A 25351-nucleotide genomic window follows, 5' to 3' on the forward strand; every position below is an offset into this window, starting at 1 on the left:
GTCAATTGTCGACAAAAGAAACCCTACGGAAATCGCAAATCCTGGATGACAACCCTGGTTTTGCCGCCTATGTTCCCCCTATGTCCACTGCTATCTCTACAATCCGTAACCTGGGTCCTGCCTACGAGGAGGCCTGCGCTCGTGCAGGTATTCACAGCGCTGAGGAGTTGCAGACACTTGGCGCGGATGCAGCTTATGCCCGCCTGCTGCAAAGCGGCAGCAAACCACACTTCATTGGCTACTATGTTCTGGTGATGGCCCTTCAGGGGCGGCCCTGGAACGACTGCAAGGGCAAAGAGAAAGAAGCCCTGCGCAAGAGGTTTGATGCCATCAAATCCCAGAGTTTTGACAAAGGTCTGTCGCAGCTAGAGAGTATTCTGGACCAGATCGGCGTTATCGAAAGATCCGTGCGCGGCTAGGGTCGGGAGCTATCGCAGCGCAGCCCCGCAAGAGATGTTTCCAGCTCCAACAAAAAGGGCCGCGCCTGATTGGCACGGCCCCATTTTTCATTTCCGCTGAAGGGTGGCTTAGCCAACCAGCTCCAGGCCGGAGAAGAAGTAAGCGATTTCTACAGCAGCAGTTTCAGGCGCGTCGGAACCGTGGACGGAGTTTTCACCAACGGATTCAGCGAACTCGGCGCGGATGGTGCCGGCAGCTGCGTCTGCTGGGTTGGTCGCGCCCATGATTTCGCGGTTTTTCGCGATGGCGTCTTCGCCTTCCAGAACCTGAGCAACGATTGGCTCGGAGGACATGAACTCACACAGTTCGTCGTAGAAGGGACGCTCAGCGTGTACTTCGTAGAACTTGCCCGCCTGAGCTTTGGTCAGGTGGATGCGCTTTTGCGCAACAACGCGCAGGCCGGCTTCTTCAAACTTGGCGTTGATTGCACCGGTCAGGTTGCGGCGGGTTGCGTCGGGCTTGATGATCGAGAAAGTGCGTTGCAGAGCCATCGGGCGTTCTCCATTGAATTGATTGGCCGGGACAGCCCCGCGCCGGAATGTATCGCGCGCCGGGTAGCATGCTTGCACGCGCTTGGGAAGGGCTGACTTGCCTAGGCGCACTATTCTCAGCACCATTTCGCCCCGTCATCCGACACTCTGCCCGGACCCCATTGTGGAGATGTGGCGAAGGTAGGCCTGTGGTCTCTTAGCACGGGTCTTTTAGATTGGCTCCTCCAGGGGTTCGACCCGATCTAACCAACGCACATAGAGGATAGCGGCAAAGGCACAAAGGCTAGAGCCCAGGATGATGGCGAGGACAATCAAAGGGGCAGATTCAGGCGTCACCAGGACACCGGTCAGGGTGGTCATCACCGCGCCAAGCGCCACGGTTAGTGCGCCCGACAATCCAGCCGCACTTCCCGCCAGATGCGGGCGCACCGACATCAGGCCGGCACTTGCATTGGCAACGGTCAAACCATTGCCAAAACCAACACAAATGGCTGCACCAAAGAAGATCAGCTCATGCCCTCGGTCTGCCACAAAAAAAGTAAGCCCAACAACTGGCCCCAGGATCGCGGATATCCGCCCCGCCAGGATCAGATTGTTCAGCGGCACCCGATGAGCCAGGCGGCCAGTCACAAAATTGCCCACCATAAAGCCACCGGTGATGATGCCTATGCCCAGCCCCAGCATGGCCGGGCTAAGATCGAACCAGGCCTCAGCCACTAGGGGCGCGCCGGTGATAAAGGCGTAAAAGCCGCCAATCGAAAAGGCCATGCAGAGGCTATAACCCCAGAACCTGCGCGAGGTGAAAAGCTCTGGGTAGCTTTGCATCTGTTTGCCAAAGGTCGATGCCCGTTGGAAATTGGTCTCCCCCCAATCAGCCCAGCAAAGGCCCAGCAGACCAAAACCCAAAAGTGCATAAAGCACAAAACCCGAACGCCAGCCAAAGGCCATATCCAGCGCCCCGCCCAGCATCGGCCCCAGCATCGGTGCCAAGGCCATAGCCATGGTGACATAGCCCAGTTTGCTCGCCGCCTCTTTGGTGGAATACATATCCCGGATCGCAGCGCGCGAAACTACCTGCCCCGCAACCACCATGCCCTGCAAGAGGCGGAACCCCAAAAACACCCAAAAGTCCTGCGCCAAAACGCATCCTACGGAGGCAACGCCGAAAAGCGCCAAAGAAGCCAACATTACAGGGCGGCGGCCAAACCGGTCCGACAGGGGCCCCATGATCAGCTGCAGCAAGGCTGATAATGCCAGATAACCACCCAGGGCCAAGTTCACCTGGGCATAGCTCACCTCAAAGTCTGCTGCGATGCGCGCCAATGAGGGCAGGAACATATTCAGCGACAGAACCGCAAGCGCCGTCACAAAGATCAGCGACAGCATATGTGGGGGCGTTTGCGCAGACTGCATCGGAAAAAACCTGAAACAAGAGGGTAGCCGGGAATTGCTAGCACCCCCCTTGATGCAATGCCAGTGGCGCAAAGGACCTCCGCTGCGTCTCACCCCAAAGCCAGCTCACTTGACGCGGGTCAATTCTGGGGGGCTTGCGGTATCTGACTATTTTTATCAGATAAGTGACATCACCTGTGAAACCAAAGATATGGACCAATAGATGTCATTCCCGAACACCCTTTTTGCCTGTGCCCTCGGGCTCGCAACCCTGTCCTCTGCTTCGCCCCTGCTGGCCAGCGAAACGGTACAGGGTACGCCACTGCCCCTTACCTATGAACAGTTTGAAGCAGCAGTTCCCCATATCGACCTGGAGACCTGCCCCGCAGCACTGCCCCAGACCGAGAGTTTCTGCCGTGCCTCCATTCATCACGAGGAAATTCATGTCTTTGCCTTTTCGCTCGAGGGTGAGAGCCCAATGATTGGCTTTGCCTCTTATTCTGCGGAAGGGCTAGAGCCGCTATTGAATTGAAAGCCGCTTTTCTGAGCGTAAGATGATTGACAAGGCCCGGGGACTGCGACAGTGCTCGGGCCATGCTACGTATTCAGGATATCACCTATTCGGTTGAAGGCCGCCCTCTGTTTGAAGAGGCAGGCGCCACCATCCCCACTGGCCACAAGGTTGGCCTGGTGGGACGCAACGGCACCGGCAAGACAACGCTCTTCCGCCTTATCCGGGGAGAATTGGCCCTGGAAACCGGTGAGATCAGCCTGCCCTCGCGTGCCAAGATCGGCGGCATCGCGCAGGAGGCCCCGGCTTCGGATGTCTCGCTGCTGGATACCGTGCTGGCCGCGGATACGGAACGCGCCGCCCTGATGGCAGAGGCCGATAGCACAACGGACCCTTCCCGCATCGCTGAGGTGCAGACCCGCCTGGCCGATATTGATGCATGGTCAGCTGAATCCCGCGCAGCCTCGATCCTGAAGGGGCTTGGCTTTGACGAAGAAGCACAGCAGCGTCCCTGCGCCGACTTTTCCGGCGGCTGGCGCATGCGCGTTGCTCTGGCAGCGGTGCTGTTTTCGGAACCAGATCTTCTGTTGCTTGACGAACCGACCAACTACCTGGACCTCGAAGGCGCGCTTTGGCTGGAGGCCTATCTGGTCAAGTATCCGCATACGGTGATCATCATCAGCCACGACCGCGAGCTGTTGAACCGCTCGGTCACCGGAATCCTGCATCTGGAAGATCGCCAGCTGACATACTATGGCGGCAACTATGATCAATTCGCCCGCCAACGTGCAGCCAACCGGGCCAATCAAGCGGCTCAGGCCAAGAAGCAGGATGCACGCCGCGCCCATCTGCAAGCCTTTGTGGATCGCTTCAAGGCCAAGGCCAGCAAGGCAAAGCAGGCTCAGAGCCGGGTGAAAATGCTGGAAAAGATGGAGACCATCCGCGCGCCCGAAGATGCGGCGCGCACGGTTTTCACCTTCCCCACCCCCGAAGAACTCTCCCCGCCGATCATTGCCACCGAAGGCAGCAAGGTCGGTTATGGCGACAAGGTCATTCTGAGCAAGCTGAACCTGCGCATCGATCAGGATGATCGTATAGCCCTCTTGGGAAAGAACGGCGAAGGCAAGTCAACGCTTTCCAAGATGCTCTCGGACCGGCTGGAGCCTATGGCGGGCAAGTTGAGCCGCTCTAGCAAGCTGCGCATCGGCTTCTTTGCCCAGCATCAGGTGGATGAGCTTTACATCGACGAAACACCACTGCAGCATCTGGTGCGCGAACGCCCCACCGAGGGGCAACCGCGCCTGCGCGCGCGTCTGGCCGGATTTGGCCTTGGCGCAGATCAGGCAGATACCGAAGTCAGGCGCCTCTCTGGTGGGCAAAAAGCCCGGCTGTCGCTCCTGCTCGCCACATTGGATGCGCCACATCTTTTGATCCTCGACGAGCCGACCAACCACCTGGACATCGAAAGCCGTGAGGCCCTGGTTGAAGCACTTACCGCCTATACTGGTGCGGTGATCCTGGTCAGCCACGACATGCACCTTCTATCTCTGGTGGCGGATCGCCTGTGGCTGGTCTCAAAAGGTACGGTTGAACCCTATGAGGGGGATCTGGCCTCTTATCGCGCTTTGCTGCTGGAAAAGGACAAACCGGCCCCAAAGCAAAAGGCCAAGGAAAAGCCCAAACCCAAGCGCCCCTCTCGCGATGCCATTCTGGCCCTGCGCAAGGAAGCCCGAAAATCCGAAGATCGCGTCAACAAATTGACTGCGATGAAGGATAAGCTGGATGTGAAGCTTGCGGATCCCGAACTCTATGAGGCAGAAAAGAAGGATGAGGCGCGGGTTTGGCAAAGCAAACACGCCGAGGTCATCGAAGCACTTGACCGGGCCGAGGCCCTCTGGATGCGCGCCCTTGAAAAACTGGAACAGGCAGAAGCGCTTTGATGGATACGGCTTTTCTGATCACCTCATTTGTCACGCTGTTTGTGATCATCGACCCGATCGGGCTGACGCCGATCTTTCTGGCCCTGACTCAAGGCGCCAGCGCGCGCGAGAGGCGCTCCATCGCCTTTCGCGCAGCCTTTACCGCGATGTTCCTGCTGGCGCTTTTTACGCTCTTTGGGGAAGCGGTTCTGGGATTTGCCGGAATCTCCATGGCCGCCTTCAGAGTTGCCGGCGGCATCCTTTTGTTCCTGACCGCCCTGGATATGCTGTTTGAACGGCGCACCAAGCGACGCGAAAACCAGGGCGAAGAGGCCATCGAAGCGGATGATCCGTCGATTTTTCCAATGTCGATCCCGCTGATCGCAGGCCCTGGTTCCATTGCAACCGTAATCCTGCTGGCCGGGCAAAAACCTGGGCTGGAAGGCTTTGCGCTGGTCATGTGTGTTGTTTTCGCCGTGCTGGTCATCATGCTCTTGATGTTTATGGCCTCTGGCGTTCTGGAACGGGCGCTTGGCAAAACCGGGATCAATGTTGTGACCCGGCTCTTGGGCATGTTGCTCGCGGCCCTCTCCGTTCAATTTGTCCTGGATGGCCTGCGCGATTTTGGCTTTGCGACCTAAGCCACTGGTCAAGGCCATGCGCCGTGCTTAGGTAGCAGTTAAGATAGCGACAAAGGATCTGCGGGAAATGCTAAGCTTGGACGACTACGGGCATTTGCTTTACCTCGTACTCTTGCTGCTTGCGGTAGGATCCTGGGTCTTCGTGGAAATGCGCCAATCCCTGGGAACGGTGCTGCGTCAGCTGGCGCTCTGGGGCTTTATCTTCCTTGCGGCCATTGCCGCCTTTGGCATGTGGGGGGATATCCGGCAAAGCCTGATCCCGCGGCAAGAGGTCCTCGCGGAAACCGGCCAGATCACTGTGCCCCGCTCTCCGGATGGGCATTACTATCTCACGCTTTTGGTCGATGAGGTTCCCATCCAGTTCCTGGTGGACACCGGCGCCAGTCAGGTGGTGCTAAACGATGAGGATGCCCGCCGGATTGGTATCAACCCCGATGAACTGGCCTTTCACGGGCGCGCCTATACTGCCAACGGCGAGGTCCGCACCGCATCGGTAAAAGTGGATGAGATCAGTATCGGTGGTTTTACAGACCGCAACCTCTGGGTTTGGGTCAACGAGGGAGAGCTGGACAAATCCCTCTTGGGAATGAGTTACTTGCAGCGTTGGTCCAGCATAGAGATCAGTTCGCAAGCCTTGATTTTGACCCGCTAATTCACCTGGGAGCAACCCGAGTGTCAGCGCCCTGAAGGCAAATCTCTGGGGCAAAGATCGGCTAGCCCCACGCAACACGCTTTTCTCTAGTCGGAACGCACCTTCGCTGTGGGAGGTTTGACCGTCAAACTGGCGAGGTCAGTTGTTTGAGACTATCCATAGGCATCAGGTTTTCAAACTCGACACCAAAGTAGTTGCCGTTCTTCCAGAGCACCGTACCTAGGATAGACCAGCCATCATAGGTAATCGTATGGGTAGGAAAGACCAGTTTCTTGTCTGGAAAGGTCACTTCAATTTCTTCACCCACATTGCAGACCACTTCCGACTTCACCTTGGCGCCAATCTGGCTGACATCCACAATCTGGGCATCAAAGGGATCTCTCTCTTCGTCGTCTTGATAGAGAACAATACAGTCTGCGTTGCAAAGATAGCGCTTCTTCTTGCGAGAATTAATCTTGCTGATCCGGTCATAGATAATAAAGGCAATGACCCCGAGGATCAGAACAGAGATCGCTCCAACACTTGCCACTTCGGTAGAAACCAGATGCTCGACGCCTGTATGATTGCTGCCTGCGGTGCCGCGCACTCGTTGGCTTTTTCCCAGGCACGGGGTTGCAACCAGTTCTTCTCGATAGGTGTTGAGCTTTTCACGCAGGCGCAGTTTGCGAGCGGTCTCAGCAGCCTTGAATTGCCCACCGAGTTTGCGAATTTTCAAAAGCGTCTGCTGCTTTGCATAGAAGCTGGCGGTTGGCGTACTTAGAATGTTCATGCCGTTTTCATTCAACTGCATCCGCAGCTGCACGATCGGCGTTTCCCGCAGGAATTTTTCCAGTTTCTTTTGTGCTCTTGGGTTGGCACCCGTTTCGACATTATCAAGGAACAACTCGCTGAGGTGCACCAATGTCGCGAGCTCATCAAAAACGGCGCAGTTCATTTCCCGTGCCGCAAGTGGGGTACTGCCAAGCACCAAGAACACGAAAGCCGCAAGGACACTTAATCCCCAGTGCCAAACCGTCGCAAGGAAAGGCAATCCCTCCTGCAGCGCATCGCAGCGATGGGTTTTACCCCTTACGTTTTTAGCTGAAGACCGTTCATTGCGTTCGCGCATGTCTTCAAATCCTGCCTAGGCGAAACCAGGTAAAAGCCCGGAGCGGAAAGCCAGGCCAACCAAGGTATCATTTAACAAAACAAGCACTCGCACCAAAAAATCCTTGTACACAGGAGCCAGCTCAGCCCCAAACAACAGTGCCGCCTTTAAGACGAACTTGGCCTATCCAGACGGGAGGGAAGCTATCCCTCGGGCTATTATTGATCAAACTGGATAAACAAAGCCTTACGGTCATGCTGTTTCGTGCATTGTCCTTACATCTATGATGAGAAGCGCAAGTAAAGGCTGCATCCTGCAATATATTTATAAAATCGAAAAACAAGCACCAAACAACTAACCAAACAGACTAAAACGAACGCCCACTTTTCATTTTTCAAAAATACCCTTACAATCAAACGGGGAACTGGCCACCGTTTCCATGACTACTCTCATACGAGAAGTTTAGATTTATCGCGACCTGGTTTGCCGAACCGGTCGACGAAATCAGCAACAAACGTAAGTTGATTCCCAAAAATTCAGAGCAACTGGAACAGCCTAGTCCACAAGCACCACCCAAGAAGCAGCCACCGATCGCGGCACGCTATAGGCAGCCCTTCGCGGCGGTGTCTTGCCCAACATCCTCTCCAAATGGACCTCTCCCTGTCAGTCGCTTGGCAACAGGCTTGGCAACAGGATTGATACTAGGCCTCTGCTTTTTTCTCCCAACGCCCGCTTTCTTCTGACCAATACTGCGCTTTGCACCCGGCCCCGGTAAGTGCTTTCCACTGCTCACGCGCGCGCTGTACGGCCTGCATGTCGTTGCCATCAAAGAGAATGCAGACCCTTTCCAGCGCCTGCACCTCTTCTGCCTCCACCCCGGCTCCATCCACGCTCATCAGGCATTTGGGATCATTTGCGGCTTGGGCAGTGGCAGTCAGCAGGATGGGTTGCAATGCATCATGGGGGCCGCCAGCCAGACCATGGGCAAGAAAGCTGTCATCGCTTCCCAACCATAGGGCATCATCCAGCCAGGTCATGCGGTCGGGATCTTGTCCGCGAACCGCAATTGCCCAGCCAGCGCCGCGCGCCTTCTCCAAAAGCACCATCAGGGTTTCCGGCATTGGCTTGCGCGTCAGATGATAGAAATAGGCAGCCCCCATATAGGCTTACTCCGTCTCGTATTTGATAGCGACCAAACGGTTCAACGCCATGACCCCCCAGCCGGTTGCGCCCTTGGGCGCATAGGAGGTCGCAGATTTCACCGAGGCCACACCGGCGATATCCAGGTGAATCCAAGGCATGTCATCCTTGACAAAACGCTGAAGGAACTGGGCTGCGGTGATAGAACCGGCGGGACGGCCGCCGACGTTTTTCATATCCGCAATGCGCGACTTCAGCTGATCATCATAGGCCTTGCCCAGTGGCATCCTCCAGGCGCCTTCATCTTCCAGGCGCGCCGCTTTGAGGAAGGCATTGCAGATCTCATCGTCATTGGAGAACACGCCCGCATTCTCATGACCCAGGCCAATGATGACCGCACCGGTCAAGGTCGCCAGATCGATCACCGCGCTCGGATTAAAGCGCTCCTGCGCGTACCAGATCACGTCACAAAGAACCAAACGCCCCTCAGCATCGGTATTGATGATCTCAACCGTGTCGCCCTTCATGGATTTCACCACGTCTCCTGGACGGGTGGCATTGCCAGAGGGCATGTTTTCAACCAGGCCGACCAAACCCACAACATTGGCTTTTGCCTTGCGCAGGGCCAGGGCTTTCATGGTTCCGGTGACGACACCGGCGCCGCCCATGTCCATTGTCATGTCTTCCATGCCGCCAGCAGGTTTGAGCGAGATACCACCGGTATCAAACACAACGCCCTTACCAACCAAGGCCAGCGGAGCCGCACCCTCTGCGCCGCCATTCCATTTCATGATCGCAACCTTGGAAGGGCTGTCGGATCCCTGGCCCACACTCAGCAGCGTGCGCATTCCCAGTTTCTCCAACTCTTCCTCTTCCAGCACCTCAACTTCCAGGCCGATCTCGCGCATGCCTTCAATACGGTTCGCGAATTCGCTGGTGGTCAGCACATTGGCGGGCTCATTGACCAGATCCCGCGTCATGTGAACCCCCTCAGCCACAGCCGCCAATGGCGCATAGGCCTCGGCTATTTCCTCAGGTGCCTTATGGGCAACGGTGACCGCAACTTCTGGTTTGGCCTCATCTAGGGATTTATGCGCTTCAAATGTATAGCTGCGCAGGGCAATCCCCTGTGCCAGCTCCGCCGCCTTATGCATGGAGCCAGCCATGATGGTCAGGGGCTTGCCTGCAGATGCGGCCGCCAGTTTTGCGCCGGCCTGACGCGCCTCAACAGGGGTGAGTTTACGCGACAAGACCAGAATATGCAGCGAATCGGCGGCCAAACCTGCGGGCCAGGCCATGGAAATGACCTGACCACTTTTGGCTTTCTTGAAGCTTTCGGAGTCAATCAAGCGCGCGATCGCGCCCTTGGTCAGGCGATTGGCGGTGCGCGCGGCCTGATCCATCACCCCTTCTGGTGTCACCAAAACGGCTACATGGTCCGACATCCCAGAGAGGTCCTTTGGATCATATTCGCTAAATTCGACTGCGGGCACACTGCTCATCTCAAATCAACTCCTGTTGCGTGCAATTCTTGTCTTTGACTTCAACAGGTAGCCTGCCCTCCCGGCAATAGCCAGCCCCGCAACAGGGGGAGAATTCGCAAAGCCCCGCTCATCAATGGCATGTGCTGCCCGAGGCCGCAGTTTGCAGTTTTCCCCGCCGCACAAATCCTCTAAGGTCCCGGAAACAATAACGACAGGATCTGGGGGGATTTGGTGTCGCGCTACGACAGATATGTCCTGTCGCAATATCTGCTGTTCTTCGGCTTCTTTGCGCTTATTCTTGTGGCTGTCTTCTGGGTCAACCGGGCAGTGGTGCTGTTTGACCGGCTAATCGGTGACGGGCAATCGGCACTGGTTTTCGTGGAGTTCACCGCTCTGACCCTGCCCAACCTGATCCGGATGGTGCTGCCGGTTGCCGTCTTTGCTTCATCAGTTTGGGTCACAAACCGCCTGCAGAGCGAGAGCGAGCTGACAGTCCTGCGCGCGACCGGGACTAGCCCCTGGCAGATGGCCCGCCCTGCTTTGGTGTTTGGCCTTGTCGCAGCTCTTATGATGTCCGCGCTTACCCACGTGCTGCTGCCAGCCTCGATCAGTCAGCTTGAAATTCGTGAGCGCGAAGTCTCACGCAATGTCACCGCGCGCCTGTTGACCGAGGGGAATTTCCTGCACCCCGCCAAGGGGATCACCTTTTACATTCGCAAGATCGAGAGTGACGGAACGCTAAAGGACGTTTTCCTCTCTGATCGCCGCGATCCCAATAGCAGTGTGACCTATACCGGATCAGAAGCCTTTTTGGTCCGTGATGGCGAAAAAACCCATCTCATCATGGTCAATGGTATGGCGCAACGCTTCACCAAAGATACACGGCGCCTCTCAACCACCAATTTCTCTGATTTCTCCTATGACATCAGTGCGCTGGCCCGCAAATCCGCTGACCGATCCAGGAATATTCGTGCAATCCCCAGCCTAGAGATTCTGACCGCCCGAGAACAGATCACCAATACCGATGGCTATAGTGCCGGGGCGCTGGCGGAGGAGCTGCACCTGCGCTTTGCCCGCGCATTGGTCTGCGTCACGGTTGCCCTAATTGGTTTCTCCGCTCTGATGCTTGGAACCTTTTCCAGATTTGGCGTCTGGCGGCAGGCGCTTCTGGCCTTTTTGCTGCTCATTCTGGTGGAGGGGCTACGCGGTGTAGTCTCTGAACCCGTCCTCAAAGACCCGACCCTCTGGCCGCTGATCTACCTGCCTGCGGTTACCGGCCTGATCATCGCCGCTGGCTTTTTGCAGCTTGCAGCTCGCCCCACCCGGATCAAGAAAATGCCTCAACCGGGAGCCGCAACATGAAGCTGGATCTCTATTATGCGCGGCGGTTTGCGCAGTGGTTCTTGGTGATTACCGGCGTTTTGATGACATTGGTGGTTCTGATCGACCTGAGCGAGCAAATCCGCCGGTTTGATGCTTTTGATCTGAGTGCGGGCCAAATCCTGGGACTTACACTGCTCAACGCGCCTGCGGCGATGAATGAATTCCTGCCCTTGATTATGATCCTGACAACGATTGTGCTTTTTGTTGGCCTCGCGCGCAGTAGTGAGCTGGTGGTCACCCGCGCAATTGGGCGCTCTGGCATTCGCGCACTTGCGGCACCCGTCCTCGTAGCGGCTTTGATTGGGGTTTTGGCGGTTAGCACCCTCAACCCGATCGTTGCGGCAACGACGAACCGTTACAAAAGCCTGTCAGACAGCTACCGCACCGGTGGCCCCTCGGTCCTTTCTCTCACCGGAGAAGGGCTCTGGTTGCGACAGGGCAGCCCCAGCGGTCAATCCGTTGTCCATGCTGCCGGATATGGTGGCGGGCGTGAGGAGATCATTCTTTATGACGTCACCATCCTGACCTATGGCAAGGATTCAGGCCCTCGCACCCGGACCCAAGCGCGGAGTGCTCGACTTGAAGGCTCGGACTGGGTTTTGCAGGATGCCAAGGTCTGGCCTCTGTCTGCCTGGACCAACCCAGAGATTTCTGCAGGCGAGCATCAAGAACTGCGGATCCCCACAACCCTGACCCAGGACCGGATCCGTGACCGGTTGGATGCCTCTGACGGGATTTCGATCTATGATCTGCCACAGACAATCCGCGAGCTGGCAGAGGCGGGCTTTGCCACCAAAAAGCATGAAGTCTGGTATCAGGTTGAACTTGCCCGCCCGTTCTTTTTGATTGCTATGGTTCTCGTCGGGGCAGCCTTCACCATGCGCCACACAAGGTTTGGTGGAACCGGCATGGCGGTGCTGACGGCAGTCCTTTTGGGGTTTGGCCTCTACTTTATCCGGAATTTTGCCCAGATCCTGGGGGAGAATGGCGAAATTCCAGTTGCACTTGCCGCTTGGGCGCCGCCTGTGGCATCAATTTTGCTGACCCTCGGTCTGCTCTTACACGCGGAGGACGGTTAATATGCGCCGTGCCCTTTTGCTTTCCGTGGTCCTGCCCTGGATAGTTTTCTCTGGCCCTGTTCCGGCCCAGACACAGCCACCAGCAAGCGAAACCACCAAGCCAGCAGCCCTGGTCGCTGATCAGGTCTTTATCACCTCAGACCGTCGCCTGATTGCCAAAGGCAATGTGGAGGCTTTTCAGGCAGATATTCGCCTGCGTGCAAAGAGCATAACCTTTGATCAAACCGATGGCGCCCTTCAAATCGAAGGACCGATCCGCATTGATCAGGGCGGCGAAATCACGATTTTGGCTGATGCCGCCGAGATGGATCGTAGCCTACGCGATGGGATCTTGATGGGCGCGCGCATGGTGTTCCAGCAGCAGTTGCAGCTTTCATCTTTGCAGATGAGCCGCACCGCCGGGCGCTATACACAGCTTTATAAGACCTCGGTTACCTCCTGCCATGTCTGCGAGGACGGTCGCCCCCCTCTCTGGCAAATTCGAGCCGAGCGCGTCATTCATGACCAATTGGAACAACAACTCTATTTCGAACATGCGCAGCTGCGCGTTCTGGATGTGCCTGTGTTCTATTTCCCGGCGGTTCGTCTGCCGGATCCGACCCTGGAACGGAGCAGCGGCTTTCTGGTTCCCTCGACGCGCACGACCTCCAACCTTGGGACTGGCGCAAAGATCCCTTATTTCTTCACGCTTGGCCCTCACAAGGACCTGACGCTTTCGCCCTATTTGTCGCCAAAGACCCGAACCTTGGATTGGCGCTATCGCCAGGCCTTTCACCGTGGCAATATCGAATTGAATGGTGCTTATACCCGTGATGATCTACAGCCAGGCGAAGGGCGAGGCTATATCTTCGCAGAGGGCAACTTCCATCTGCGAAGCGGCTACCGTTTTGAATTTGATCTTAAAACTGTTTCCGATGATGGCTATATTGCGGATTACGGCTTGCCTGACAAAGATCGATTGCGCTCAGAGATCTCTCTAACCAAAGCAGAACGAGCAAGCCTGATAAGAGCGCGCTTGATCAATTTCAAAACCCTGCGTGACAGCGAGGATCAGGAGCTTATCCCCTCCTCCATCATTGATATTTTCTACCAACGCCGTTTCTTCCCAAACCAGATTGGTGGCGAAGCGCGTACGACTTTCGAGCTCTTGGGACTTAATCGCAGTTCCGACATTCAAGGCAATCTTACCAATGCAAATGGGCGAGATCAGGCCCGGTTCACCGCCGATTTTGATTGGCGCAGAAACTGGATTTTTGCCGGCGGCACGGAGCTGAAATGGGAAATCGGTGCAGCTGCCGATGGGTTCATTACCTATGATGATGCCTTTTTCTCGGAATATGCCACACGCGTTACACCACGCAGCGCCTTGACTCTGCGGCGACCTATGACCCGAAGAGAGGCATCTGGCGCAACCCAGCATCTTGAGCCAATTCTTCAGCTTGGCTGGAGCAATTCCTCCGGCGACACAACCGCCAGCGAGGAAAGCGATTTTGTCGAGTTCGACCAGGGCAATTTGCTGTCGCTCTCTCGTTTCCCTGCCTCGGATGCACGTGAAGACGGGGTTGCCCTGGCCTATGGATTCAATTGGGCACGCTTTGCCCCCAGCGGCTGGCAAGCGGCGGCCAGCATCGGCCAAGTTATACGTCAGGACGCTGATACACGCTTTACCAAAAGCTCTGGCCTGAGCGACACAGCGTCTGACCTGCTGTTGGCGGGCCAGATCAAGTTCAACAACGAGCTGGCCCTCTCGGCTCGTGGGCTGCTCAATGATTCAATCAACTTTTCAAAAGCCGAAGTGAGAGGCGATTGGAAACGCGATGACCTTTCCTTGACCGGCAGCTATCTCTGGTTGGGCAGCGATCCCGCAGAAGGTCGCAGTAGCGAAACCTCTGAGGTCTGGGTTGATGGCTCTTATGAGATCTCCCCCAGTTGGAAAGCCAGCGCCAATCTGCGCTATGATATTTCCGATGCCCGCGCCACACGAGCAGGCCTGGGCCTCGCCTATAGCAATGAATGCGTTACGGTCGACCTTTCGGTCAACCGCCGCTATACCTCAACAACAAGTGTTGATCCCTCGACAGATTTTGGATTTACCATCTCTCTGAACGGGTTCTCCGTAAACAACGGCAGCAAACAGTACAGGCGATCATGCAGAAATTCCTGACCACAGTCTCCTCCGCGTCTCTGATCCGGCATGCAATGCACAAATTTTCCGTATCGGCTCGGCTCCTAGGCGCTGCCTTTGCTCTGACCTTCGGGCTTGGGTTTGCGCCATCACTTGAAGCCCAAAGCCTTTTTGCACCTGCAATTACTGTAGATAGTGCTGTCATTACCAATTATGAGCTCGACCAACGTGAGCGGTTCATGGCCCTGTTGCGGACCCCTGGGGATATCGCTGAAAAAGCGCGGGAAGAATTGATCGATGATCGGCTGAAGCTTGCCATACTTGACGAGTTTGGCATTGAAGTCGACGACGAAGAAATCAAACAGGGCATGACGGAGCTTGCCGGGCGGGCAAATCTCTCTCTGGAAGAGTTCCTGGGAGTGCTGAGGCAAAATGGCATCGCCCCCGAGACCGTGCGTGACTTGACCAGGGTTGGCATCAGTTGGCGCAACTTCCTGGGCGCTCGCTATTTGTCTCAGGCACGTCCGACTGAAGAAGAAATCGACCGTGCCATGGGCCAAGCGGGCTCTGGCGGGGTTCAGGTTCTGCTGTCAGAGTTGATCGTTCCGATCAATGAGCAAAATGCCAGCCAAGTTGAGCAGTTCATTCAACAAGTCGGCAAGCTGAAAAGCTATGACGCCTTCTCCTCTGCTGCGACTCAATACTCTGCTGCGGACAGCCGCAACAACGGCGGCCGCCTGCCTTGGATGAATCTCACGAAACTCCCTCCGCAGCTTCAAGCAGTTGTTTTGGAACTCGATCTTGGTGAAATCACCGAACCCGTGCCGTTGCAGGGGGCCGTTGCCCTGTTCCAGATGCGCGGGTTGCGGGAAATTGTTGGCGGTACCCAGCGCTATGCCGCCATCGAATATGCAGCCTATTACATCCCTGGTGGGCGCAGCCCAGAGGCCCTGGCCGAGGGGCAGAAGATCATCAACCAGGTTGATACCTGTGATGATTTTTACGGCATCGCCCAGGGTCAGGACCCTTCTGTGCTGGACCGCCAGAGCCTGGTACCTGGGGAGATTCCGCGCGATATCGGTATCGAACTGGCTAAACTGGACCCCAATGAGACCTCTCTGACCTTGACCCGAAATGAGGGCCAAACCCTGATGCTGCTCATGCTCTGTGGCCGCACAGCGGAGCTCGGTGAGGGTCAGTCCCGTGAGACAGTGGCAAATGCGTTGACCCAACAGCGGATCAACTCCTACTCGCAAAGCCTGCTCAATCAGCTGCGCGCCGATGCGCGGATTGTTGAAAAATGACAGGTCCCAAAGCGCCTATCGCGCTGAGCTGCGGCGAACCTGCTGGCATCGGGCCAGAGATCGCCGCTCTGGCCTGGATGGAACTGCGGCAGGATTGCCCCTTTGTCTGGATCGGTGATCCGCGCCACCTGCCCGCCGGTGTGCCCATCACAGAGATCTCAGACCCTTCCCAGGCCGCATCCGTTGTTGCCAAATCCATGCCGGTTCTCCCCCTCAGCTTTGCGGGCAATGCCGAAAAAGGCGTAGCCGACCCGCGCAATGCCGCCGGGGTCATCCGCGCGATAGAGACTGCGGTAGATCTGGTGCAAGACGGCAAAGCCTCAGCGGTCTGCACCGCACCGATCCACAAAAAGGCGCTGATCGATGGTGCGGGTTTTGCCTTTCCCGGCCATACGGAGTTTCTGGCCCATCTCGCAGGTGGGTCCCAGGTGGTGATGATGCTGGCCAGCCCACAGCTGCGCGTGGTGCCTGCGACAATCCATATCGCCCTCTCTGAGGTGCCCAAGAAGCTGACGCCGGATCTTCTGCGCAATGTCACTGCAATCACGGCTGAGGGATTGAAGACCCAATTCTCCATTCCCTCCCCGCGTATCGCCATTGCAGGCCTTAACCCTCATGCGGGCGAAGGTGGTGCCATGGGGCAGGAAGAGCTGGATTGGATCACAGATCTCATCAGAACACTGCGCGGCGAAGGGCTGGATGTTACCGGCCCGCATCCCGCTGATACCTTGTTTCACGCCGCGGCGCGCAAATCCTATGATGCCGCGATCTGCATGTATCACGATCAGGCGCTGATCCCGATCAAGACCTTGGATTTCGACCGTGGGGTCAATGTCACCCTAGGCCTGCCCTTTATCCGCACCTCTCCGGATCACGGCACTGCCTTTGACATCGCGGGCACCGGCAAGGCGAGCCCTTTCAGCCTGATCGAAGCGCTTTTGCTGGCCCGGAGCATGGCAGCAGGTTCTTGACCCTGTGCACCCCACTGCCTATTGCGGCCCTAACTTAACTCAACCCAGTGGCGCTTCCCGGTGGCGCTTCTGGCGCTGCGGAGCGTGACCATGAGCACCATCGACAACCTGCCCCCTCTGCGTGAGGTGATCGAAACCCATCAGCTTTCGGCCCGCAAATCGCTGGGGCAGAACTTTCTGCTGGATCTGAACCTGACCGCAAAGATTGCCCGTCAGGCCGGTGATCTGAGCGAATGCGACGTGCTGGAAATCGGCCCCGGCCCCGGCGGGCTTACGCGCGGCCTTCTGGCCGAAGGTGCGCGCCGGGTTCTTGCGGTCGAAAAAGACGCCCGCTGCATGCCTGCCCTCGCCGAGATCTCTACAGCCTATCCGGGGCAACTGGAGGTAATCAACGGCGATGCGCTGGAGGTAGACGCTCTGGCGCATCTGACCCCTCCGGTGCGCATTGCAGCCAACCTGCCTTATAATGTTGGCACAGAACTGCTGGTACGCTGGTTGACACCAAAGGAATGGCCGCCCTTCTGGCAGAGCCTCACCCTGATGTTCCAACGTGAAGTGGCCGAGCGCATCGTGGCGCAGCCGGGCTCAAAGGCCTACGGCCGCCTGGCATTGCTGGCCCAGTGGCGCGCCGATGCCCGTATTGTGCTTGCTCTGCCACCAGAGGCCTTTAGCCCACCACCAAAGGTCCATAGCGCGGTTGTGCATCTTACCGCCCTTGCGGAACCTCGATATCCTGCTGATGCGGCGACCCTGTCGCGGGTGATCGCTGCCGCCTTTAACCAGCGCCGCAAGATGCTGCGCGCCAGCCTGAAAAGTGTCGCGCCGAACATCGAAGACCATCTAATCGCCGCTGGCATCAAGCCCACCGAACGCGCAGAGCAAGTGAGCCTGGAAGAATTCTGCGCCCTGGCGCGCAGCCTGAAACCACTAGAGTAGACCACCAGAGTAGAACTGCGGGTAGGTCCACTGGATGTGAACCAATGGGCAGGTGATCCGTTCTCAGTCCAGATCTTCCCATTTAAAGGCATTCCCCGCAGCAGAGACCCGACCCAGAGAGGGAAGCGCAAAATGGTGACCCAGAACCAGGCATCCGCTTTCTGCGGCCTGCTCTAGCAAAGAAATTCGCGAGGTAACGGCGCTCTCTGCGTCATGGTCATACTTGAAATGCCATTCCGGGTGCTGACATTGTGCGGTGGTATGAAGAGCATCCCCTGTGATCAGCGCCGTCTTTCCGCCGCTTTCGATCCGAACAGAAACGTGCCCAGGTGTATGTCCAGGGGTCGGGATCAAGGTAATGCAATCTCCCAGCCGATGGCCCTCTAACACCAGTTCTGTTTGTCCCGCCTCGATGACCGGCAGGATGCTTTCCTTATAGGTATCGCTGTCACGTCCGCGCTGCAGCTCTTCGTCCGCCCTGGGCATGAGGTACTGGGCATTGGCAAATGTCGGCACCCAACGTCCATCTTGCAACCTGGTGTTCCAGCCTATGTGATCCGCGTGCAGATGGGTGCAAAGCACATAATCCACATCAGCCGTAGTCAGCCCCGCCGCTGCCAGGGCGGACAGGAACCGGGTGTCAGATCGACCATGCCACTCCGGATCATCTGGATGGGTCTTATGGTTTCCGACACAGCTATCCACCAGGATATTGTGAGAGGGGGATTTCAGCAAAAAACCCTGTATCGGCAGAATCAATTTGCCAGAGGTTGGGCATAGACTATTCGGCACCAACTCCTCTATCCGCGCCCCAACCTCGGGTCCTGCCGTTGGAAACAGCTCTTCCGGCCTGAGGAAAGGACCATGGATTTCGAGCAACCTCCAAACTTCAACATCTCCAATTTTGCAAAGCACTTTAGCAATTCCTCTTACTAAAAAGTTCACCGGCACCAGGCTCGGCAGACCTTTGGGCGAAGCTTCAGTCTCTTCTCAAATTGAGCACAACACTCGCTCCAAAGGCAAAAAAAACCCGCCAGTCGAAGACAGGCGGGTTTTTCTATTGTCACCGAGATTATTCCGCGGCCTCGGGCGCGTCGGGCGTATCCTCCGCCTTGGGTTTTGGTTTGGGCTTGGCCCTTGCGCGCGGCTTGGCCTTGGGCTTGGCCTCCTTTGCCGCTGCCTCACCTTCGGTCGAGGCCTCTGAAGCTGCCGGGGTATCCCCCTCTGTAGCCGGAGTTGCCTCTGCAGCCTCAACCGGCTTTGGAGGCGCCTTGCGTGCGCGAGGCTTGCGAGGAGCGGGTGCTTTTTTCGCAGGGTTCACTTCCTGCTTGCTCTCTGGTGTTTCCACCAGGCCGCTGCTGGTATCGCCATTTCCGGCATCACGCGGGTCAATGACATCCGGCTGGGGCGCCTCTGCAGGATCCTGAGCAGCAGCAGGAGCCGCCGCAGGCTGCGGTTGCTCAGCAGCGGCTGCCTGTTTGGCGGTAGCTTCCCGCTCCTGGCGCTCAAGCCGCTCTGCGCGTTCTCGGTCGCGCTCTGCCTGGCGTTCGCGGTTCTGACGCTCCTGCTCTTCACGGCGCGCATCGATCTCTCGCTGAGCTTCAGTCAACATGCGCAGATAATGCTCTGCGTGCTGCTGGAAGTTCTCAGTGGCAACTCGGTCATTGCTCAGCTGTGCATCGCGGGCAAGCTGGTTGTATTTATCAATGATCTGCTGCGGCGTGCCACGCACCTTACCCTCTGGGCCGGAGCTGTCGAAGACGCGGTTAACTACATTGGCCCCATTGGGGCGATTCCGGTTCGACTTGGAACGCGAACGTGATTTTGACGATCTCATATGCCTAACGTCAGCCTTAATTCCGTTTGTAGCGGGTCAATTCCTCTGCGCCATCGCGTCAGGTGACCAACTATTTTTTGGGCTTGGTGTCGCTGGGAGGTAGAAGAACCTCGCCCTGGTTGGAAGCGACAACTTGAGTAACCATTTTCCCCTGCTTCAAACAAGGGGGCCAGAGCCTTTTTTGAGTGTTTTTCTTTAGAAAACGCAAATTTTTTAAAGAAAAACGGGTTCAAAGCGGGTTTTGAGCCACGACAACCCGGTCCCGCCCGTCCAAATCCGGCAATACCCGGATTTCAAGCAGCCCGGCTTCCGCCAGCAGTGCTGTGACGTCACGCCCCTGACTTGGTCCGATTTCCAGAAGGAGGCGCCCACCCGGCAAGAGATGTTCGCGAACACTGGCAGCGATCTGCCGGTATGCCCCCAACCCATCCCCGCCATCCGTCAGTGCCATTTCAGGCTCGTGACTGCGCACCTCCGGGGAGAGATCCTGCATTTCAGGCAGCGCAATATAAGGCGGGTTGGACACCACCAGATCAAACTGCCCCGTAACATTCGAAAACCAGTCAGACTGCTGAATATCAATCCGTTCTTCGACCCGGTGCAAAACCGCATTGGCGCTGGCCTGCAGGCAGGCAGCCTCACTCAGGTCCACCCCAAACCCCGAGGCCTTGGGCTGCTCTGCGAGCAGGGTGACCAAGATACAGCCAGAGCCCAGCCCCAGATCCAAAACCCGTTCAAAGGGCTGCGCAAGTGCTGCTTCGATCAGGCATTCCGTCTCTGGACGCGGATCAAGGACATCTCCCGAAACCTTGAACCGGCGACCGTAAAACTCACGTTCGCCGATCAGATGTGAAACCGGCACCCGAATTGCGCGTAGCGAAATCAGCTGCTCGTAGCGCTCAGCCACCTCCGGCTCCAATTCCTCAGGCGCGATGAGGGTCACCCGGCTGGCTTCGATCCGGGCGGCATGGGCCAAGAGGATACGGGCGTCACGGGCAGGATCTTCAACGCCTGCGGCCCGCAACCGCGCCGCCGCAGCTGCCATCGCCTGGGCAGCTGTTCCGCCGCTATATCCTGCTCCCGGGGCGCTCATTGTGACATTTCGCTCAGCAGGCGGGCCTGATGATCGGCGGTGAGCGCATCGATGATTTCATCCAGATCGCCCTGCATGATCTGGTCCAGCTTATAAAGGGTCAGGTTGATACGGTGATCAGACATGCGCCCCTGCGGGAAATTATAGGTGCGGATCCGCTCCGAGCGATCACCGGAGCCAACCTGGCTGGCCCGATCCGCTGAGCGCTCGCTATCGATGCGCTGGCGTTCCAGATCATAAAGCCGGGTTTTCAGCACCTGCATGGCGATCTCACGGTTGCGGTGCTGCGATTTCTCCGAGCTGGTCACCACAAGCCCGGTGGGCAGGTGGGTGATCCGCACCGCGGAATCGGTGGTGTTCACATGCTGTCCTCCGGCTCCGGAGGACCGCATGGTATCGATCCGCAGATCATTGGCGTCGATATGAATATCCACATCCTCGGCCTCGGGCAGGACTGCGACAGTTGCGGCAGAGGTATGGATGCGCCCGCCACTTTCGGTGACCGGCACCCGCTGCACCCGATGCACGCCACTTTCGTATTTCATTCGGGCAAAGACATTCTCACCCTTGATATGAACCACGACCTCCTTGATGCCGCCCAGTTCGGTGGCCTGTTCTTCGATCACCTCAAACTTCCAGCCCCGCGCCTCGGCATAGCGCTGATACATGCGCAACAGGTCCCCGGCAAAAAGCGAGGCCTCATCGCCGCCGGTTCCCGGGCGGATCTCCAGCATTGCCGGGCGTGTATCCGCCGCGTCTTTGGGCAAAAGTGCCAGTTGCAGCGCATGTTCCGCATCCGGGAGAGCCGCCTTCAGCGTCGGAATTTCCTCCTCGGCCAATTCCTTCATATCGGGATCAGCCAACATGACCTCGGCCTCTTCGAGATCCGCCAAAAGCTGTCGATAGGCGCAGATTTGCTCGGCCACCGGCTTGATCTCGGAGTATTCGCGCGCCAGATCGGCGATTTCGGCGCCACTTGCCCCCTCGGCCATAGCGGCTTCAAGGTATTGGAAGCGTTGCAGGATCTGTTCCAGACGCTCTTCGGGGATCATGCGCAGGCCTCACACATTCGGAAGTTGTATCTGCCGCTTTGGCAGTTTCGGTTTCTGTGATATGCTAGAGCCATGCAACATGCCAGAGTTCTTATCGCTTTCGTCCTTTTCGGTCTTGCATCCCCGTCACTGGCTGATGTGACAGGTCCCGGCGGCAAAACTATTGATTGCTATTGCACCGACAAAGCGGGTGCTCGCGTCGAACTGGGTGAATTCCGCTGTCTACAGGTGGATGGGCGGCAGTTCATGGCGCAGTGCCAGATGTCGCTGAATGTGCCGATGTGGCGCGAGGTGCAGACAACCTGCCTCTCGGCACACTTGCCTGTCTCTGATCCGCCGGAACACCTTCCAGCCCTTTGACTTAGGTCGCGAGTTCCAGACCAGAGTAGCCGTTCCATGACTTTAGTTTTTGGGCGTCACGCCTGAATGCATCATAAGAAACTTCGCCAAACACAGAACAACGCCCTGTGAGGATTAGTTTTCAATCACAGAAGGGCGCTCTGGCATCTGTGCCAGCCATTCATCCATGCGGGATTTATTGCTGCCAAGGTCGGAGCGGCCAAAACGCAGACGGGCATAGACCTTCAGAAGGTCTCCATCCTGCTTTGCGGTGGTGTAATCGGGAAAGCCAATCACTTTGGTGCGGGTCACATAGGTGGCCATGCCATCTTCAACCGAGCCGGTCAGCAACTTGGTACGCGGGGCGCTGGTGGCGATCTGGTTGAAATGGTGCAGCCCTTCGGGGCCTGTGCGTATCACCCGGAACACGCCGCCACGAAAATCTTTATCTTCGTTAAGCTCAGGCTGCGCATTCCAGTCCAAGGGATCCACCGGCGCCAGCCGGATTGCCCCCAGAACAATTGCCACCGCAGCCAGCAAAATCCAGACCAGCATCATTACTTTCCCCATCGTCTCCCTGCCCCTCTCTTACGGCCTCTCCCCTGGCCGGCCCACCCTAGAGGATGGGTCCTGACAAGAGGTTAGCGTGTTTTGACGCCTGGGAGAACGCACATCATCTCATAGAGCAAATTCGCCGCAGTCAGCGCAGTATTGCCTGAGTTATCGTAAGGGGGGGAAACCTCCACCAGATCACAGCCAACGATATTGAGCCCTTTGAGCGCGCGGATCAGCTCCAGCGCCTGCGGTGTGGTTAGTCCGCCAATTTCTGGCGTGCCGGTGCCTGGCGCATAAGCCGGGTCCAGGCTGTCGATATCATAGGTTACATAGACAGGCCGGTTGCCGATGTCGCGGCGGATTTCGGCACCCATACCATGCAGGCTGCGGCCCCACAGTTCCTGTGCCGGGAAATGCTGAAAGCCCCAGCTCTGCGCCTCTTTGAAATCATCGGCGCCATAGCCTGTGCCGCGGATACCAATCTGATAGGTCTTGTCAGAGGTAATGAGCCCCTCCTCATGCGCGCGGCGGAAGACGGTGCCATGGGTCTCGCGCTCACCAAACATCTCGTCATTCACATCCGCATGGGCATCCACATGCACCAGGGCAACTGGCCCGTATTTGGCCGCAATTGCGCGCAGGATCGGCAGGGTGATCGAGTGATCTCCGCCCATGGCCATAGGGATGACACCTCCTGAGAGGATAGCGTGATAGCTGTCTTCGATAATGCGCAGGCTGTCCTTCAAAGAGAAAGTATTGATCGCCAGATCACCAATGTCGGCGGCATTGAGGTGATCAAAGGGTGCCGCCCCTGTCGCCATATTATAGGGCCGCAACATAGCGCTTTCGGCACGGATCTGCTTGGGGCCAAAACGAGTGCCAGAGCGCCAGGAAGCGCCGATATCCATCGGCACGCCAAGGAAAGCCACATCCAGCCCCTCAAGCGAGGTCGCCTGCGGCAGGCGCATAAAGGTATTGGGCCCGGAAAACCGCGCCAGATCGTTTCCGCTGATCGGTTGATTGAACTCAGCCATTCTCTGCTCAGCCACTCTTTCTTGTCTTCTGCCTCAATGACAGATGTTGTTGCGTCCCACTTGCCAAAAGGCAATAGCAGTTGCACGCCTGCTGTCAAAGAGGGAAGCCGCGCTAATCGTTGATCCGCCTCTGTCTTTTACCCTTTGGGCAGCCACCTTTAGCACAGACGGAGGATCTAGATTTACGGAAATAGGCACTAACACAACAGGGAAAGGCAGCTCGACTTCACGACCAGGCTTCGCGTGGTCTGACCTGTCCCCCGGTAGTCCCTCAGTCGAAACCGGGAACCACTGAATATTTTCACTGAGCTAAGAGAGTTCCCTTCAAAGGGAAAGCCGAGCGGCGATTTCGCCACTCGACTTTGGCTTAGCGGTAACCGGCAATGAAGGGTGCCATCTCTTCAAACATCCGAACATTATTTGCGGTGGCTGTACCTGCGGGGGAGCCATTCGGAAACTGCACATTTGGGTTTGAGTACATTCCCGACGACAGCGTATTGGCTGTGCCGCTGGCACCTGGGGTCGTAACAAAGGTGCGGTATCCCTTGTTGCTCGCATCAGCCCCCTCCACGGCATAGGCATAGGAGTAAGCCGCGTTCGGCCTGCAAGGCGCTGTAGGGCTAACATTAGCCTCCAGATGACTTCCGCCAAGAAGATGACCGATCTCATGTGCAAATGAATAGGTTGAGCCAGCAGGGACGGTTGCGGCAAAGGTGACTTCGGAGTTGGGTTGCCCGTCACAGGGGCCGCGGGCCAGGCCACCTCCGCCCAGCGATCTCGGGGCGAGTCCGATCACCAAATCAGCTTGATACTGGTTCCGCAGCGCCTGCAAAGAACTGTTGTTCTGAATATCGGATAGTCCAGCGCTAAAAGATGAAAACTCCGGCATGGTGTCAGAAGAATCTGCCAAAACCAATTCCAGACTTGTCGCGCCAGATAAGGTGAAGGCATCGTTTACGGTTTTTACAAGCTTGGCTTTCCACTCAGCGATCGTGACCTTGTAGGCCTGCTCGATATCGATGACCGCTTGTGGCGTCGGCAATAGCAAGACCTTGATTTGATGCGGCCCACTTTCGATGGTTATAGTCCGTGAAGCATTCACTTGTCTGTTGGTGACAACCCGGATTTGGTCTCCGGATTCCACCGAAATCTCGGAAGAGATCGAACTGGACCACTCATACCTGTACTTCCGCGGCTTATTGGTACCGGCCAAATGGTTCACTTCCATGTAGTTCACGATCAGTGTGGCTTTCTCCGTCCCGCTGGAACTGTACAAATACACACTGATACCCGGATCGGTATCGAGGTTTGACACGATGTCTCCGGAAACGGTTACCGATCTGTCCTGGCTATCATAGACCGCAGACTGGACGTTTATAGCGATTTGTGCGCTGACCTGCGCTCCTAGAAGGGCCGTCCAGACAAACATCAATGCAAAGAGTAGTCGCTTGGGGATTTTCATTTCTCTCACTCTCTAAAGGGGATTGTCGTTCCATCCACAGCACCTTGAATTACTCTCCCTAACGGCGAGTTACCAAGAGTCAGTTCAATTCATAAAATACATTTCGGACAAATTTGTGATGTCTCACGACCAGCTGGATCTAGCAGGATCTGCGAAAGACCTTCCAAGTTCTGACCTGCGATGGAAACGGGAATTGCCCCACTGATCATTGAGAAATGGCATGCACCTAGAGCCAGCGTGCGCCAAAAAGTCAACGCAGCGACAGAGCCTCGTTTCTCAAAGCACAGATTCTGACATCCGCTTTGGGCCCGCCACCTGCAGGCACTGCTCTTGGCAATCCAAGTGGCAGCTTTGCTTGGGCGACAGCGCCGTCATTCCAGCACTAGAATGACCGCCCTGATCTGC

General features: G+C 56.9%; 24 protein-coding genes. 12 read left to right on the top strand and 12 right to left on the bottom strand.

The window, feature by feature from the left end:
- The first annotated feature begins 80 nt into the window (after positions 1–80).
- Positions 81–419: a TfoX/Sxy family protein gene (locus RSK20926_RS12205; protein ID WP_037255030.1), complete on the top strand. Its 339-nt coding sequence runs from the start codon at positions 81–83 to the stop codon at positions 417–419.
- Positions 420–527: 108 nt separating this feature from the next.
- Here the strand turns inward: RSK20926_RS12205 and ndk are convergent, their stop codons facing one another.
- Positions 528–950: a nucleoside-diphosphate kinase gene (gene ndk / locus RSK20926_RS12210; protein WP_008207105.1), complete on the bottom strand. Its 423-nt coding sequence runs from the start codon at positions 948–950 to the stop codon at positions 528–530.
- Positions 951–1160: 210 nt separating this feature from the next.
- Positions 1161–2363: a multidrug effflux MFS transporter gene (locus RSK20926_RS12215; protein ID WP_037254950.1), complete on the bottom strand. Its 1203-nt coding sequence runs from the start codon at positions 2361–2363 to the stop codon at positions 1161–1163.
- Between the two features lie 202 nt (positions 2364–2565).
- On the opposite strand from RSK20926_RS12215, the gene RSK20926_RS12220 reads away from it, so the two are divergent.
- The 4 genes from RSK20926_RS12220 (at position 2566) to RSK20926_RS12235 (ending at position 6065) form a co-directional block, all read left to right on the top strand.
- On the top strand, positions 2566–2874 hold the full coding sequence (locus RSK20926_RS12220; RefSeq protein WP_008207107.1) for a hypothetical protein: 309 nt from the start codon (positions 2566–2568) through the stop codon (positions 2872–2874).
- Between the two features lie 62 nt (positions 2875–2936).
- Positions 2937–4793, top strand: coding sequence for an ABC-F family ATP-binding cassette domain-containing protein (locus RSK20926_RS12225; RefSeq protein ID WP_008207108.1), 1857 nt, complete (start codon positions 2937–2939; stop codon positions 4791–4793).
- Positions 4793–5413: a MarC family protein gene (locus RSK20926_RS12230; protein WP_008207109.1), complete on the top strand. Its 621-nt coding sequence runs from the start codon at positions 4793–4795 to the stop codon at positions 5411–5413. The genes RSK20926_RS12225 and RSK20926_RS12230 overlap by 1 nt, the downstream gene beginning before the upstream one ends.
- Before the next feature lie 67 nt (positions 5414–5480).
- Entirely contained in the window at positions 5481–6065 is a 585-nt protein-coding gene (locus tag RSK20926_RS12235; RefSeq protein ID WP_037254953.1) for a retropepsin-like aspartic protease family protein, read from the top strand.
- A gap of 124 nt (positions 6066–6189) precedes the next feature.
- Here RSK20926_RS12235 and RSK20926_RS12240 read toward each other — a convergent pair whose 3' ends face one another.
- The 3 genes from RSK20926_RS12240 to RSK20926_RS12250 all read right to left on the bottom strand — a co-directional run bounded on the left by RSK20926_RS12240 (position 6190) and on the right by RSK20926_RS12250 (position 9794).
- Positions 6190–7173: a PilZ domain-containing protein gene (locus RSK20926_RS12240; RefSeq protein WP_008207113.1), complete on the bottom strand. Its 984-nt coding sequence runs from the start codon at positions 7171–7173 to the stop codon at positions 6190–6192.
- A 680-nt stretch (positions 7174–7853) separates the two neighbouring features.
- The gene (locus RSK20926_RS12245; RefSeq protein ID WP_008207115.1) at positions 7854–8312 is read right to left on the bottom strand and encodes a DNA polymerase III subunit chi; all 459 of its coding nucleotides are present in this window, start codon (positions 8310–8312) and stop codon (positions 7854–7856) included.
- Positions 8313–8318: 6 nt separating this feature from the next.
- Positions 8319–9794 carry a leucyl aminopeptidase gene (locus RSK20926_RS12250; RefSeq protein WP_008207117.1) on the bottom strand — a complete coding sequence of 492 codons (1476 nt, stop codon included), beginning with the start codon at positions 9792–9794 and terminating at the stop codon, positions 8319–8321.
- Positions 9795–10007: 213 nt separating this feature from the next.
- Between RSK20926_RS12250 and lptF the strand changes: the two genes are divergently transcribed.
- From lptF to rsmA, 6 genes are all read left to right on the top strand, one after another.
- Positions 10008–11138, top strand: a complete 1131-nt coding sequence (gene lptF / locus RSK20926_RS12255) for an LPS export ABC transporter permease LptF (RefSeq protein ID WP_008207119.1) — start codon at positions 10008–10010, stop codon at positions 11136–11138.
- Positions 11135–12238 (top strand): LPS export ABC transporter permease LptG, encoded by a 1104-nt coding sequence (gene lptG / locus RSK20926_RS12260; protein ID WP_008207120.1) that lies wholly within the window; start codon positions 11135–11137, stop codon positions 12236–12238. The genes lptF and lptG overlap by 4 nt, the downstream gene beginning before the upstream one ends.
- 1 nt (position 12239) lies before the next feature.
- A complete protein-coding gene (locus RSK20926_RS12265; RefSeq protein ID WP_008207121.1) occupies positions 12240–14402 on the top strand; it encodes an LPS-assembly protein LptD in 2163 nt (720 codons plus the stop codon).
- On the top strand, positions 14387–15667 hold the full coding sequence (locus tag RSK20926_RS12270) for a peptidylprolyl isomerase (protein ID WP_008207122.1): 1281 nt from the start codon (positions 14387–14389) through the stop codon (positions 15665–15667). Before RSK20926_RS12265 ends, RSK20926_RS12270 begins: the two co-directional genes overlap by 16 nt.
- Positions 15664–16638, top strand: coding sequence for a 4-hydroxythreonine-4-phosphate dehydrogenase PdxA (pdxA, locus tag RSK20926_RS12275; RefSeq protein WP_008207123.1), 975 nt, complete (start codon positions 15664–15666; stop codon positions 16636–16638). Before RSK20926_RS12270 ends, pdxA begins: the two co-directional genes overlap by 4 nt.
- 90 nt (positions 16639–16728) lie before the next feature.
- On the top strand, positions 16729–17574 hold the full coding sequence (gene rsmA / locus RSK20926_RS12280) for a 16S rRNA (adenine(1518)-N(6)/adenine(1519)-N(6))-dimethyltransferase RsmA (RefSeq protein ID WP_037254957.1): 846 nt from the start codon (positions 16729–16731) through the stop codon (positions 17572–17574).
- A gap of 63 nt (positions 17575–17637) precedes the next feature.
- On the opposite strand, the gene RSK20926_RS12285 is transcribed toward rsmA, so the two are convergent.
- The 4 genes from RSK20926_RS12285 to prfA all read right to left on the bottom strand — a co-directional run bounded on the left by RSK20926_RS12285 (position 17638) and on the right by prfA (position 21556).
- Entirely contained in the window at positions 17638–18309 is a 672-nt protein-coding gene (locus RSK20926_RS12285; protein ID WP_232281891.1) for an MBL fold metallo-hydrolase, read from the bottom strand.
- Between the two features lie 337 nt (positions 18310–18646).
- Positions 18647–19411 carry a DUF4167 domain-containing protein gene (locus RSK20926_RS12290; protein ID WP_037254959.1) on the bottom strand — a complete coding sequence of 255 codons (765 nt, stop codon included), beginning with the start codon at positions 19409–19411 and terminating at the stop codon, positions 18647–18649.
- 229 nt (positions 19412–19640) lie between these two features.
- Positions 19641–20504 carry a peptide chain release factor N(5)-glutamine methyltransferase gene (gene prmC, locus RSK20926_RS12295; protein WP_008207127.1) on the bottom strand — a complete coding sequence of 288 codons (864 nt, stop codon included), beginning with the start codon at positions 20502–20504 and terminating at the stop codon, positions 19641–19643.
- A complete protein-coding gene (prfA, locus tag RSK20926_RS12300; RefSeq protein ID WP_008207128.1) occupies positions 20501–21556 on the bottom strand; it encodes a peptide chain release factor 1 in 1056 nt (351 codons plus the stop codon). Before prfA ends, prmC begins: the two co-directional genes overlap by 4 nt.
- A gap of 72 nt (positions 21557–21628) precedes the next feature.
- Here prfA and RSK20926_RS12305 point away from each other — a divergent pair, with 72 nt between their 5' ends.
- Entirely contained in the window at positions 21629–21916 is a 288-nt protein-coding gene (locus tag RSK20926_RS12305) for a hypothetical protein (protein ID WP_008207129.1), read from the top strand.
- Between the two features lie 114 nt (positions 21917–22030).
- Here the strand turns inward: RSK20926_RS12305 and RSK20926_RS12310 are convergent, their stop codons facing one another.
- From RSK20926_RS12310 to RSK20926_RS12320, 3 genes are all read right to left on the bottom strand, one after another.
- Positions 22031–22465, bottom strand: a complete 435-nt coding sequence (locus RSK20926_RS12310; protein WP_008207130.1) for a DUF1499 domain-containing protein — start codon at positions 22463–22465, stop codon at positions 22031–22033.
- Between the two features lie 71 nt (positions 22466–22536).
- Positions 22537–23484: an agmatinase gene (speB, locus tag RSK20926_RS12315; protein WP_008207131.1), complete on the bottom strand. Its 948-nt coding sequence runs from the start codon at positions 23482–23484 to the stop codon at positions 22537–22539.
- 367 nt (positions 23485–23851) lie between these two features.
- The gene (locus RSK20926_RS12320) at positions 23852–24946 is read right to left on the bottom strand and encodes a zinc-dependent metalloprotease family protein (RefSeq protein ID WP_037254962.1); all 1095 of its coding nucleotides are present in this window, start codon (positions 24944–24946) and stop codon (positions 23852–23854) included.
- Positions 24947–25351: the final 405 nt, after the last annotated feature.

Source organism: Roseobacter sp. SK209-2-6 (assembly GCF_000169455.1).
Lineage (GTDB): Bacteria > Pseudomonadota > Alphaproteobacteria > Rhodobacterales > Rhodobacteraceae > Pseudophaeobacter.